At 44.2% G+C, this 13,268-nt stretch carries 11 protein-coding genes; 4 read left to right on the plus strand and 7 right to left on the minus strand.

Annotated features, from left to right (window positions below):
* Positions 1-110 precede the first annotated feature (110 nt).
* From AB4232_RS15770 to AB4232_RS15780, 3 genes are all read right to left on the minus strand, one after another.
* Positions 111-797 (minus strand): MaoC family dehydratase, encoded by a 687-nt coding sequence (locus tag AB4232_RS15770; protein ID WP_372087488.1) that lies wholly within the window; start codon positions 795-797, stop codon positions 111-113.
* A 332-nt stretch (positions 798-1,129) separates the two neighbouring features.
* Positions 1,130-4,282, minus strand: a complete 3,153-nt coding sequence (locus tag AB4232_RS15775; protein WP_135382978.1) for an efflux RND transporter permease subunit — start codon at positions 4,280-4,282, stop codon at positions 1,130-1,132.
* 11 nt (positions 4,283-4,293) lie between these two features.
* The gene (locus tag AB4232_RS15780; protein WP_372087489.1) at positions 4,294-5,430 is read right to left on the minus strand and encodes an efflux RND transporter periplasmic adaptor subunit; all 1,137 of its coding nucleotides are present in this window, start codon (positions 5,428-5,430) and stop codon (positions 4,294-4,296) included.
* Between the two features lie 259 nt (positions 5,431-5,689).
* On the opposite strand from AB4232_RS15780, the gene AB4232_RS15785 reads away from it, so the two are divergent.
* Positions 5,690-6,133 carry a dCMP deaminase family protein gene (locus tag AB4232_RS15785; protein ID WP_004731749.1) on the plus strand — a complete coding sequence of 148 codons (444 nt, stop codon included), beginning with the start codon at positions 5,690-5,692 and terminating at the stop codon, positions 6,131-6,133.
* A 116-nt stretch (positions 6,134-6,249) separates the two neighbouring features.
* On the opposite strand, the gene AB4232_RS15790 is transcribed toward AB4232_RS15785, so the two are convergent.
* The 3 genes from AB4232_RS15790 to pepT form a co-directional block, all read right to left on the minus strand.
* On the minus strand, positions 6,250-7,092 hold the full coding sequence (locus AB4232_RS15790) for a mechanosensitive ion channel family protein (protein WP_009844787.1): 843 nt from the start codon (positions 7,090-7,092) through the stop codon (positions 6,250-6,252).
* A gap of 226 nt (positions 7,093-7,318) precedes the next feature.
* A complete protein-coding gene (locus AB4232_RS15795) occupies positions 7,319-7,786 on the minus strand; it encodes a DM13 domain-containing protein (RefSeq protein WP_102351502.1) in 468 nt (155 codons plus the stop codon).
* 76 nt (positions 7,787-7,862) lie between these two features.
* Entirely contained in the window at positions 7,863-9,095 is a 1,233-nt protein-coding gene (gene pepT, locus AB4232_RS15800) for a peptidase T (RefSeq protein ID WP_017099788.1), read from the minus strand.
* Between the two features lie 349 nt (positions 9,096-9,444).
* Here pepT and AB4232_RS15805 point away from each other — a divergent pair, with 349 nt between their 5' ends.
* The 3 genes from AB4232_RS15805 to AB4232_RS15815 all read left to right on the plus strand — a co-directional run bounded on the left by AB4232_RS15805 (position 9,445) and on the right by AB4232_RS15815 (position 11,920).
* Entirely contained in the window at positions 9,445-9,591 is a 147-nt protein-coding gene (locus tag AB4232_RS15805) for a hypothetical protein (RefSeq protein ID WP_009844784.1), read from the plus strand.
* Positions 9,592-9,939: 348 nt separating this feature from the next.
* Positions 9,940-10,992, plus strand: coding sequence for an aldo/keto reductase (locus AB4232_RS15810; RefSeq protein WP_122047231.1), 1,053 nt, complete (start codon positions 9,940-9,942; stop codon positions 10,990-10,992).
* 193 nt (positions 10,993-11,185) lie between these two features.
* The gene (locus AB4232_RS15815; protein ID WP_017099786.1) at positions 11,186-11,920 is read left to right on the plus strand and encodes an RNA methyltransferase; all 735 of its coding nucleotides are present in this window, start codon (positions 11,186-11,188) and stop codon (positions 11,918-11,920) included.
* 70 nt (positions 11,921-11,990) lie between these two features.
* Here AB4232_RS15815 and AB4232_RS15820 read toward each other — a convergent pair.
* Positions 11,991-13,228 (minus strand): IS3 family transposase gene (locus AB4232_RS15820; protein ID WP_372087490.1). Its coding sequence is split into 2 segments (ribosomal slippage): positions 11,991-12,856 and positions 12,856-13,228, totalling 1,239 coding nucleotides; the frame shifts between segments, so codons are not numbered across the junction.
* Between the last annotated feature and the right edge of the window lie 40 nt (positions 13,229-13,268).

Here is a 13,268-nt window from a genome sequence, read left to right on the forward strand (position 1 = left end):
ATGCTGATGATATCGCCTTGATAGAAAAAAACAAAAAGAGAGAGCATTAAGCTCTCTCTTTTTTTGAATCTATAATCTTCGCTAAAAGCAATTCTACTTATAAAAAAGCTCTAGAAGTGAAGTTGAATCACCGAAACAATCACAGCACCAGGACGACGGATGCCTTCGATTTCTACACGGATTTCGCGTTCAATCTCTAGGCCTTTCTTAATTGGCGTTACTTTTGTTAGCGTACTTTTTGCGCGAACGTTACTGCCCGATTTTACAGGGTATGGGAAACGTACTTGGTTAAGACCAATGTTTACAACCATCTTCGCCGTTGGGAATTGAGACTTGTCAGGATCAACACTGTCTGTCAGTCGAGGAAGCAGAGACAAAGTCAGAAAACCATGTGCAATGGTTGTTTTGAACGGAGAATCTGTTTCAGCCTTAGAAGGCTCTGTATGAATCCACTGCATGTCTTCAGTAACGAGACCAAACTGGTTGATTCTGTCTTGGCTTACATTGATCCAGTCCCCAGTATGGATGACTTCACCGATCTGCTGTTGAAGCTCATCAAACACAAGTTGTGCTTCTGGCTTAAGTACGATCTGTGGTTCAACAGGCATCTCTGGCGCATCTTCATTGACAGCAGGTTTGTGGTGATCACGAACCCACGCAAAGAAATGACTATTTTGCGTGCGATTCAGAAAGTCTCCCCAGTAATCTCTAAGAGCTGGAGACATCCATTGCATAAACTCTGAGTGTTGCGAAGACACGCTGTCGCCTCGGTGTTTAAATAAATCAATGACTTTCATAAGAACCTCAATGCACAAAATATTTCAATATAACTTGGTAATTTTGAAACACTTCACACTATTGTGCAAATACTTTCGAGCATACAAGTGTTAGCCGAACACTTATATATCCAACAAAAACAACAACCTAAGAATAAAACACCATTTTATTGGAGAGCTTCAATTGGAGTATTAGCTCTACCTTATAATAAACATTTCATTATATAAACAGATTCTTTATTCACAAGTGGAATAAAAAAGGCTTAGCACAATGCTAAGCCTTCGTTTTTACAAGAAATTAATTACCAAGGAGAAACCTTGTAAAGGGCTCATCCTACAAGACACTAACTTCCCTATTCATCGTCCAGTGGAATCAACTTGGTATTGCCACCGTGTGCCTTCTCACGCTTACGTTGCACGAATGCATAGAAGCCAGGGATTAGGAACGTACCCGCTAACAACACACATAGCAGGCCACCAATCAGAGAAATACCCAATGAGTTTTGACTCACGTGACCAGCACCCGCAGCGAAGATAAGCGGGAATATACCTAAAATGAATGACCAAGACGTCATGTTCACAGCACGAAAACGCAGCGTACCGCCCTTCACCGCCGCATCTTCAATCGGTGCGTCTTTCTCTTCACGCTCAACCTTTGCGAATTCCACAATCAAGATTGCGTTCTTCGCGGCCAAAGCTATCAAGAGAACCAAACCAATTTGTGCATAGAGATTCAGCGGTGTGCCTGTCAGGTTCAGCGCCAAGAAAGAACCTAAGGTTGCAACCGGTACCACTAAGATAATCGCTATAGGGATTGTCCAACTCTCGTACTGCGCCACCATGAACAGATAGATGAAGATCAGAGCCAGTGCAAAAGCAAAGATCGCTTGGTTGCCTGCCAATACTTCTTGATAAGCCATGCCTGTCCATTCGTACTGGTAGCCTTGAGGCAGCACGTCAGCTGCGACACGTTCCATTGCAGCAATCGCATCACCGCTTGAGTAACCCGGTGCTGGTTGGCCTTGAATCACCGCACTGCGGTACATGTTGTAACGCCATGCTACGTCTGGTTCAAAGATCTGATCGTAAGTCACCAATGTGCTTAACGGGATCATCTCGCCATTAGACGAACGCACGTGGAATCGTTGTAGGTCATCCATGCTGCTACGGTGTTCACTGTCTGCTTGCATGGTGACACGGAAATTCTTACCAAACATGGTGAAGTCATTCACGTACATTGACCCAAGATTGCCTTGTAGCGTTTGGAATATTTCCGATAGGGGAATACCTAGCTGTTGCGCTTTCTCACGATCAATATCGACATAGTAGTGAGGTACATTGGCGCGGAAGGTACTGAAGGTATGTGAAATCTCAGGCTGTTTATTTGCCTCAGCAATCACGTCATTCATTACCATCGCCAGATCAGTGCGGCTACGACCTAATGTATCTTCGAGAACAAACTCAAAACCAGACGCAGCACCCATGCCCGGTACGGCTGGAGGTCCCATTGCAAATACAATCGCCTGAGGCAGTTCTGTTGCCGCTCGGCCATTAATACGTTGTGAGATAGCTTGCGCTGAATGTTGACCGTCTAGTGCGTTACGCATATCCCAATCATGCAGCTTTATAAATAGCGACGCACCATTCGAAGCTGAAGCGCCGGTCATGAATGCATAGCCGTTAACCAGTGTCACACCATCAACGCCCGGCTCTTGCTCAACCATCTCTAGTAACTGCTCTGTCACATCTTCTGTACGAGACAGCGATGCCGCGTCAGGAAGCTGTACGTTAACCAGTAAGATGCCTTTATCTTCTTGAGGTACAAACGCCGTAGACGTGGTTTTCGCAAAGTAAGTTACTGCTGCTAGCGCTACTACAAAGAAGGTAAATAGCAGAACACCCTTTTTCACAAGGAAGCCTGCGATTTGACCGTATTTGTTGGTGACAGATTCAAGACCACGGTTAAACGCTTGGTACCAACGTGCTGTGTTACCACCACCCTGTTTAAGAACCAATGAACACAGTGCCGGCGACAGCGTTAGAGCGTTAATAGAAGAGATCACAACCGCAATACAGATGGTCAGAGCGAACTGACGATACATGATGCCGGTAATACCTGGCAGCATCGCTACTGGGATAAACACGGCAAGCAGTACCAATGTAGATGTCACAATTGGACCGGTCACTTCTTTCATCGCGATAAGTGTTGCTTTACGCGGTGAGATCGTTGGGTCTTTGGCCATCGTGGTATCTACGTTCTCGATAACCAAGATCGCATCATCTACTACGATACCTATCGCCAATATCAAACCAAACAGGGTTACCGTGTTGATGGTAAAGCCTGTCATCTGCATGATCGCAAAAGTACCAATCAAAGATACAGGAATGGCCACCACCGGAATCAAGGTCGCACGGGCACTGCCCAAGAACAAGTACGTTACTGCGATAACCAGCAAAATTGCTTCGATGAGTGTTTTAACTACACCTTTAATCGACTCAGCAACGAAGAGTGTGGTGTCATAACTCGCCTCATAAGCAACGCCTTCAGGGAAGTTTTTGCTTAGATTGTCTAGCATCGCCATTACTGCTTTACCACTTTCCAGCGCATTAGCGTCTGACTGAAGTGACAGCGTTACGATTGAAGCGTCTTGACCACGGTATTTACCGTTACCATCGTAGAACTTCTTACCTAGCTCAACACGTGCAACGTCTTTTAAATAAACCGTTGAACCGTCTTGATTTGCACGAAGAACTACATTTTCAAACTCATCAGCCGTTTCTAATCGGCCTTTTGTCACCAAGTTGAATTGCACTTCTTGCGCGTTGTTATAAGGCGCTGCTCCAATACGGCCTGCAGCGACTTGAACGTTCTGCTCCGCCAAAGCGCGATTCACATCAGAGGTAGTTATATTGAGGTTAGCCATTTTTTCAGGATCTAACCAAACACGCATCGCGTATTCACCACCACCCAACACGTTAACTTCACTGATGCCCTTCACACGAGCCAGCTGGTCTTTAATGTTCAAGTTCACGTAGTTGATAAGGAATTGGTCGTTGTACTCTCCGTTCGGCGAGTAGAAGTTCAATACCATCAATAGGTCAGGTGAACGCTTCTTGACCGTTACACCCACCATTCTTACTTCTTGTGGAAGTTTCGATTCGATCTGAGCAACGCGGTTCTGAACGTTGACCTGAGCCATATCTGCATCAGTACCGACATCAAAGGTCACATTAAGGTTGTATGAACCATCATTAGCACTTTTAGAAGACATGTAGATCATATCTTCTACGCCATTCACCGATGTCTCTATGGGGTCGGCTATCGCCTGTTCCACCACTTCAGCACTCGCACCCGTGTAGAATGCCGACACACTGACCGATGGTGGGCTAATTTTTGGATATTCGGCCACTGGTAAGATAGCGAGAGAGATCGCACCCGCCAGCGTTAATATTATGGATATGACAAGGGCAAACTTAGGCCTTTGAATAAAGAAACGACTTAACATAAATAGCCCCCTTACTCAGCTTGTTCAGCAGAAGCTTGAATACGAACAGACATACCATTACGTACACGCTGTAGGCCTTGAGTGATCACTGCGTCGTTCTTCTCTAGACCAGAATGAACGATCACACCACCTTCAACTTGTCGCCCCATCTCAATGTTTCTGCGCTCAGCAACTGGTGCGGCTTCACCTTCAACCAATACCATCACAAAGTCACCTTCTAGGTCGGTTTGAACTGCACGACGCGGAATAGTCACAACATCAATAGATTGCTTTTCACGTAGATCAACGCGAACGTGTTGGCCTGGAAGTAATTGCTGGTTTGGGTTATCAGCAATGGCGCGCATCGCGATCGTACCAGTATTGAGGTTGATACGGTTACCCAAGAAATCAAGCTGACCTAGATGTTCGAACGCTTCACCGTTCTCAAGCATGATCTGAACTTCAACACCTGCAGAATCGCTGCTGCCGTCGCCTTCGATGCGATCCATACCCAGCTCAATACGCTCACGCTCACTGATGCTGAACGATGCATGGATTGGATCTAGGCTAACCAAAGTAGTCAGTACACCTGAAGACGGTGAAACCAGATCACCCGTGCTCACTTTGGTGTCACTAATTCGTCCAGAGAAAGGCGCAATAATTTTGGTATGAGAAAGCTGAACATTGGCTGCATTGAGCTGTGCTTGACTTGCTTCAAGCTGTGCCTGAGAACCCAATAAGTTTGCTGTCAATGCATCAAATTCCGATTGAGAAATACTCCCCTTAGGGAGAAGATTCTTACCTCGGTTAAAATCAAGCTCGGCTTTTTTAAGGTTCGCGTTCGCTTGAGCAACAGACGCTCTTGCGCTTGCTACTTCAGCTTCAAATGAAGAGGGTTCAATGGAGTACAGTAATTGGCCCTTTTCGACCATTTGACCTTCATTGAAATGACGGCTTTGTAGATAGCCAGAAACCTGCGCTGTGATAGCCGTGTCTTCAACGGCTTCAATACGACCGATGTACGACTTACTTTGCTGGTGAGAAACAACGCTAACATCCTGTACAGCTACGAGAGGTAGAGGCGCTTGCTTGGCATTTTGAGCATCTTGCCCACATCCAGCAAGAATAAGAGAGCTTGCAAGAGCCGTAAGGATCAACTTTTTACGCATGGTTATACCGTCACTTGTTAGTATTTGAACAGTATAAAATTTACGTAACACACCCGTTACTATTGTCCGAGGAATATCAATTATAACGAACCAAAGTGTATCAATATGTTAATTGAAACTAAGTGCTTATAAAGTAATTACAAACGCGTTACAATTTCTAAGTAAATCAACCTCTCAGCTTTTGTTCTCTATGGATATTGTCTAACATCATGTATTGTCAGACAGATAAGCATTCACATTTAATTGTTAAGGAATTCTCATGATTTCAAAATGGGCTAAACGTTTCTATCAAATGGCGGAATTGGTCGGTTCTTGGAGTAAAGATCCTTCAACTCAAGTCGGCGCCGTCATCACTAAGCACAACCGTATTGTTTCAGTTGGCTTTAATGGCTACCCACATGGCGTGTCTGATAGTGCGGATACTGACGATCGCGAGATGAAATACCTCAAGACACTTCACGCTGAAGAAAATGCAATCTTGTTTGCTAAACGTGATTTAGACAGTTGTGAAGTTTGGGTAACTCACTTCCCTTGTCCGAACTGTGCAGCAAAAATCATCCAAACTGGAATTTCAGCGGTACATTGCCCAGAGCAAAGTGAAGATTTCCTTTCTCGCTGGGGAGATAAGATCAAGATAAGCCAAGATATGTTTGAGCAAGCTGGTGTAGAAGTAGACTGGTTGCCACTCGCTGACCTAGATTAATCTCTAACGCTAGGTCTCAAGGTCTAAGTCTAGATATCAAATACAAAAAAGCCGAGAGTCGATATTATCGCTCTCGGCTTTCTTTTTATTCGGACTTGTTAGCTTCCTGCATCGTATTAGTCACTTGAGGGAAATGCCAACGCGTAAGCTTCCATGAAATCTTTACGGATATCCTGTTCAAGGTGAATCGCTTTCTCTGTCGGGCAGAAGATCATAAAGTGGACTTCTTGCTCACCCGTTGAGCTGCTCGTGATATGAATGTGCGGTTCAGAGCCAGGAAGGTCAACGCCAGCGTGCTTCTCAATCACACCATTGTAACGACGGGCAACATCGATAAACTCTTCACAATGCTCTTCAATTTTCACGATAAGACCCGGCACCATAGGGTATAGGTTTACAAAGTCTTTCACCGTCACAAAAAAGTTATGATAAACATAGCGCTTCATGAAGTTGAGGTTCTTTACCGGATAAGTGAAGAACATGCTATTAGGCAACGTGGCAGTCTTGCCAGTGAAGTGATATTGCCCATGATACAAATCGATTTCTTGAATCACAGTCGCCATCAAGTTGTGCTCAATCACCTCACCGCTGATTTTGCCCACTTCAATCCAATCACCAATTCGAAATGAGCGAGAACTCGCACGCTGAATAGAGCCAGTAAAACAGAGGATGATCTCTTTTGAAGCCACGACTATCGCAACCGCAATAGCGGTAACAGACAGCGCAAATTCGCTGATTTCGGATTTCCACAACACGAATAACGTCACAACAATAATCGCGAATGTGCCATTTTTGGTACGTGACATCCAGTTACGTTGGTCTTCACTAAGAAAAGCGACATCACCACGGATTCGAGACAAAGTGATTCGTCGGATTATTAATATAATGCAGATGATCAGCACACTAAAAATAAACTTATTAGCGAGTAAGAAATCTATTACTTGCCACATCTTTTCCATTACTTATTCCTTTGTATTACAACAATTAAGCTTTATAACGACGAGCATTAAAACGATTAGCTCTATAACGATGAGCTTTACAGCGACTGACTCAACCCAATAAACGCATTATGAAAAAGCACTCAAAAATAGAGCGCTCCTTTTCATGCTTTTATCAGCTATTAGGGCGTGTTGACCTTTCGCGGTTAAATTTTGTTCGAAAGATCAACACGCCCTAGTAAGGCTATCATTTTATCTTGGCAGAAGTAATAAATTGGCCAAAAGTTTCACACCAAATCACAACGGTATTAAATCGATTAAGATCAGTACCTTCTGGGAGGTTAACCATAAATCGGTCGAATGTTTTCACATCTCCAACTCTCAGTAACTCGTTCTTGCTGTCATTGAAAGCTTGCTCGGTTTCAATGAACTTAGGCGAGAGGTAAACCTTATAATCAGGCCCCGGCGCCAATTCACCTTCAAAAGCTATCGCACTTTCAGAGACAGAGACGATGCCCTCTCCCCAATGCAAAAAGTCACTGTCTTGTCGGTCTTTGGTGAACTCACCTGTATAGATCGCCTGCTGACTGATCGCTTCAACAGAACTTGAGGAAGGAGAATCAGGCTCAATCAAGATAGGTAGTGCGTAGACACCAAGCCCAAAACCAAAAGCACCCACGGCTAAGTGGGTGCAAAGTAAAACTAACTTTTTCATCGCGTACTCCCTTATGCTTAAAGAGAGTATTAATGAATACTCTCAAAAATACAAAGAGATATCGCGTTTTAGACGGCTATTTTTGATAGTGAATAGCGGTACGTTGAGAGAGTTTCACGATCACTTCTACCGCTTGTTCCATGCCTTGAATGGTAATGAACTCATGAATACCGTGGAAGTTGTAGCCACCAGTAAAGATATTCGGGCACGGTAGCCCCATGAAAGATAAGCGAGCACCGTCTGTACCACCTCGGATAGGCTTGATCATTGGCTCAACATCGCACTCAATCATCGCTTGCTTCGCTAATTCAATAATATGTTGATGCGGTTCAACCATCTCTTTCATATTGAAGTAGCTATCGGTGAGCACCAACTCAACACGACCTTTCTCTAGGCGCTCATTCAGCTCATCCACTTTCTGTTGCATGAATGCCTTACGCGCTTCTACACCCTCACGTTCAAAATCACGGATGATGTATCCCAGTTCAGAGCGAGCCACACCCATTTCAGCCGACTTCAGGTGGTAAAAACCTTCATAACCTTCTGTGCACTCTGGTGTTTCTTGCGCAGGCATCATCAGTTGGAATTGCGCTGCAATGTTCATTGAGTTCACCATTTTACCTTTGGCGGTACCTGGATGAACGTTCACGCCATGACAGATAACATCAGCGCTCGTGGCATTAAAGTTCTCAAATTCCAACTCCCCTACTGGCCCACCATCGATGGTGTACGCCCACTCGGCGCCAAATTTTTCAACGTCAAACAGGTTCGCACCGCGGCCAATCTCTTCATCCGGTGTGAAACCAATGCAGATGTCGCCATGTTTGATGTCTGGATTCGCTTTCAGGTAAGCAATCGCACTGATGATTTCAGCGATGCCCGCTTTGTTATCGGCACCAAGCAGAGTTGTGCCGTCAGTCGTAATAAGGTCGTGACCATGTAAAGAATCAAGGTCTGGGTATTGGCTTGGGTTCAAACTCTCGCCACTTTCACCTAATTCAATCGTTCCACCTTGGTAATCTTTAATCACTTGTGGTTTCACATTTGCTCCTGAAGCATCAGGAGCGGTATCCATATGCGCCACAAAGCCAATCGCAGGCACTGGATAATCGACATTCGACGGCAGTTTCGCCATCAAATAGCCATTTTCGTCTAAAGACACATCAACTAACTCTAATGCAACCAATTCTAACTTTAAGGCTTCAGCAAAAGTAATTTGACCCGGTGAACTTGGGCATTGCTGATTAGAAGGATCGGATTTAGTATCAAAAGTAACGTAATTCAGGAAACGTTCTACAAGCTTTTCCATAATTCATCTCACCATGGATTAAGTAATTGATTTACTGACCTAATTATTAAGATAGATAAGCGATGTATTTTTAGACAAATACGTACGCAGAGTCAGTCGCGAGGCTTTTCATCTTACGCCCCTGACCATGTATGTAATTGCTCTAAATCATTGTTGTGCGAAATTAGATGCGCTTCCTATACTTGAAAACAGAGGGTTTCGTCAGTTCAACATTGCATACGGATGATAAGCGATCGCTTTGTACGCATTCTACGCCCTCCGATCTCAGCCTAAAAAAAGTACAAAGTGGATGATGATCACAATTTATCCTTGATGCAGAATCTGTCATACGTTACACGGAGACACAGTTATGACGATTAATAAATATTTCATTTTCTCTCCTCAAGCCTCTGAGGAAACGCTTCAACCAGTATTAACTGAGAAAGAAGTTCAAAGGCAGGAAGCTCTAAGACAGGCGCAATCTCAAGGTGGTTTTGACACCAACGCGACCTCGTAACTTAATCAATACTCAGAACTTGTTTATAGAACCCCTAAAAAAGAGCTCTACTTCTCGTTGATGTAGAGCTCTTTTGTCTCTGAACCTTTCTCCTATCCCAATGCAGCTTCATTCAGGCGCCTGATCTATTAACACCTTGTTATCTATCGCGTCTTTTGTATGTTGCTTCTCAATCATCAAGCAGACTCATTTGTTGCAATGAGAAATGACTCATTAAACTTGCCCAAGCCATACCCTGTGTTGCCATTTTGTGCTAATAATTTATATTCGTTTTCATTCCTCACTCGCCCTTTTTCAATATCCACAATGCGAGCACTAACGAGCCTCACTAAAGGAACCCCGAATTTAATGGAATACTCAAAACTAGGAAGTAGTCAAATTCCCGTTTCCCGAATCTGCCTTGGTAGCATGACTTGGGGGCTGCAAAATACGCAACAACAAGCTGACCAACAAATCGAATACTCGCTAAGCCAAGGTATTAACTTTATCGATACCGCAGAGATGTACGCAGTACCGCCGTCTCCAGACACCTACGGTAAAACGGAAGCAATCATAGGTAACTGGTTAGCTCGCAATCCGCAGCGCCGCCAAGAAGTCATCATCGCCAGCAAAATTGCAGGTCCGGGATTGCCTTGGGTTCGAGATGGCGGGCCAATCACGGGTGAAGCTGTAATTGCAGCGGTTGACGCTTCATTAGCGCGTTTACAAACGGACTATATCGACCTTTACCAATTGCATTGGCCAAATCGAACGACGCCTCACTTTGGCAAACATTTCCCGAATCATATTCGATTCAGTGATATCGACAGAAAGCAGCATGAAGCGGAGATGCTAGAGATCCTCCAAGCACTGGCGAGCTGCATCAAAGCGGGAAAAATCCGTCATGTTGGTTTGTCTGATGACACCACTTGGGGTATTAACACTTACCTTAAGCTCAGTGAGAAGCATGATTTACCGCGAATGGTCTCTATTCAGAATGAATTTAGCTTGCTGCACGCGAAAGACTGGCCTTATTTGATTGAAAACTGTGTGCATGAAGACGTTGCCTACCTACCATGGTCACCGTTAGCAGCGGGCATGCTGAGTGGCAAATACATTGATGGTGCGAGACCAGAAGGCAGCCGTTGGACGTACATGCAGCGTAAAGGTATTTTCCGCGACACTGAGTCTGCCAATGAGGCCGTAAAAGGATATTTCGAAGTTGCGAACGCTCACGGGTTTACACCGAGCCAACTAGCATTAGCGTGGTGTAATCAAGTTGATGGTGTCACCTCCACTATTATTGGCGCAACCACTATGGAACAACTGAAAGAGAACGTAGCAGCGTTCAGCAAACCGTTGTCAGAAGAGATCCTTACTGATATCAACACCGTGTTTAAGCGCTACCCTGCCCCATATTAAATAATCGGTTTAGCCTAGCCTTCTCGGTTCAGCGAAACTTAGGCAAGTAAATCACATAAGAGCGCGCTATTTAGTGCGCTTTTCTTTTTTAAGTGGGTTGCTTTTGCTTTTTAGTGGATCGCATTGAGTTATCACGCTTTTGGTTATCCAACCTTTGCTCTATAATGCGCGGGCTTATATCTAGGATAAAAACATGATTTCAAAAAACCAATTAAAACTCCTTCGTGCTTTGGGCCAAAAGAAACAACGTAAAGCCCACGGCCTGTTTCTAGTTCAAGGTGAAAAAAACGTACTTGAGCTGTTCAATAGTGACTTAGTCGTAAAGAACGTCTTTGCTACGGCTGATTTCTTATCTGAAAATCACGCGTCACTGTTTGAGTTTGATTGTGTTGAAGCCTCGCTTGATGACCTAACCAAAGCGAGTACTTTGGTGAGTAACAATGCGGCGATTGCTGTTGTTGAGATTCCAACGTTTGAATTACCAAAAGCTACTGGGTTAATGATTGCACTGGATGGTGTATCTGATCCGGGCAACCTAGGTACGATTATTCGCGTAGCAGACTGGTATGGCATTAAGCATATCGTTGCGAGCAGCGATTGTGCAGACCCATACAACCCGAAAACGATCAGCGCGACCATGGGCAGCTTTGGCCGAGTACACGTAAGCCAAACAGACTTACCTGAATACTTAGAGCAAGCGAACCTGCCTGTTTACGGAGCGTTCTTAGAAGGTGAAAGTGTTCATAAGACGGAATTTACTGCCAACGGTATTTTACTGATGGGCAGTGAGTCTCACGGCATTCGCGAACATGCGGCTAAATACGTAACGGATAAGATTACGATTCCTGCATTCGGTGGCGCAGAGTCTCTGAACGTAGCAATGGCGACAGGCATTATTCTCGACAACATGCGTCGTCAGCATAGCTAAATCTCATAAGCTAACGAGCCAGTCGACAGTGCTCAGTGTCTCGTCCTAAAATACGTTGACAGTTTTTCTACTAAGCCAACAGCGTCAGCTGTTGGCTTTTTTCATGCACCTCATTTGGAGTTTTCATCCTGAGACTAAGGTGCGGCCTCATGTTGTTATAGGTACTTATAGACTCTTTTACTAGTTGTTTAAGCTCTCCGAGGTTTTTACACTTATCAAGTAAGAACTCTTGTTTCAGGATTCCATTTATCCTCTCTGCCAAGGCATTTTGGTAGCAGTCATAACCATCTGTCATCGAAGGCATTATGCCGCTACTTTTCAACTTATCTTGATAAACACCTGAGCAATACTGCAGACCACGATCTGAATGATGGATACAAGGACGATGATATCGACGCCCTTTGATAGCCATATCCAGCGCTTTCACGACATCCGTCGCTTTCATTTCATTGCTCAGCTCATAGCCCATTATTTTTCGACTAAACGCATCCGTAACCAATGATAGGTAGTGAACCCCTTCATCAGATTGAACATAGGTTATGTCGCTCACCAACACACTCTCCGGACTACATGGTTGGTAGTCCTTTAATAAATTCGGGTGTTTCTTCATCCAATGTCTACTATTGGTCGTTTTTGTAAAACTACGTTTAGGTCTTACCAATAATCGTTCATCGCGTAAGTAGTTGAAAAGCGCATCTCGACCTAACTTGATACCTTGTTCTTGTAGTTTGGGTTTAAGCAAAAAATAGAGCTTTCTAGTACCAACCCGAGGCATATAACGCCTAATATCCAACACCATTTTTTTAATCGGTTTAAGCTCTAACTGACGATGATGAATTCGCTTCTCTCGTTGATAAACACTCTGCCTCGTTATACCGCATAGCTTACATATTCGAACTAAACTTATTCCTTCCTGTTTTTGAAGGCTTCTTGCTCCTTGGCTAGATACTTTTTTCTGAGACTGGTTCCGTGCTCAGCATCAAGAATATCAACCACTCTATTTAAAAAGAGATTCTTGATTTTTTCGTCTTCTAACTCTTTCTCAAGACGTTTTATTTTCTGTGCAGGTGATTCTTTAGGCTTAGGTGATTGGTGCATGGCATTCATCCTTGGATTTTGCGCCCAATCCATCTTACCGTGCTTTCGAAGCCAGGTTAAAACGGTTGAGCGGCCTTGGATACCATAAATGGTTTGGGCTTGTTTATATGTCATATCGCCTCTTTCTACAGCAACGACAATCTGTAATTTAAAGCCTAGTGTGTAATCACGCTGAGTGCGCTTAACATAGGTCCTATTTGAAGTAGTCATAATTCGTCCTCAATGTGTAAACACATTTCAGGACGGGACA

This window comes from Vibrio sp. 10N.286.46.A8 (assembly GCF_041470165.1).
GTDB lineage: Bacteria > Pseudomonadota > Gammaproteobacteria > Enterobacterales > Vibrionaceae > Vibrio > Vibrio tasmaniensis_A.

Bases quoted from the DNA above. Each gene is read 5' to 3' on its own strand.
- AB4232_RS15810 (WP_122047231.1), top strand. From the start codon at position 9,940: ATGGAATACTCAAAACTAGGAAGTAGTCAAATTCCCGTTTCCCGAATC.
- AB4232_RS15790 (WP_009844787.1), bottom strand. From the start codon at position 7,092: ATGGAAAAGATGTGGCAAGTAATAGATTTCTTACTCGCTAATAAGTTT.
- AB4232_RS15795 (WP_102351502.1), bottom strand. From the start codon at position 7,786: ATGAAAAAGTTAGTTTTACTTTGCACCCACTTAGCCGTGGGTGCTTTT.
- AB4232_RS15815 (WP_017099786.1), top strand. From the start codon at position 11,186: ATGATTTCAAAAAACCAATTAAAACTCCTTCGTGCTTTGGGCCAAAAG.
- AB4232_RS15805 (WP_009844784.1), top strand. From the start codon at position 9,445: ATGACGATTAATAAATATTTCATTTTCTCTCCTCAAGCCTCTGAGGAA.
- AB4232_RS15785 (WP_004731749.1), top strand. From the start codon at position 5,690: ATGATTTCAAAATGGGCTAAACGTTTCTATCAAATGGCGGAATTGGTC.
- AB4232_RS15780 (WP_372087489.1), bottom strand. From the start codon at position 5,430: ATGCGTAAAAAGTTGATCCTTACGGCTCTTGCAAGCTCTCTTATTCTT.
- AB4232_RS15770 (WP_372087488.1), bottom strand. From the start codon at position 797: ATGAAAGTCATTGATTTATTTAAACACCGAGGCGACAGCGTGTCTTCG.
- AB4232_RS15775 (WP_135382978.1), bottom strand. From the start codon at position 4,282: ATGTTAAGTCGTTTCTTTATTCAAAGGCCTAAGTTTGCCCTTGTCATA.
- pepT (WP_017099788.1), bottom strand. From the start codon at position 9,095: ATGGAAAAGCTTGTAGAACGTTTCCTGAATTACGTTACTTTTGATACT.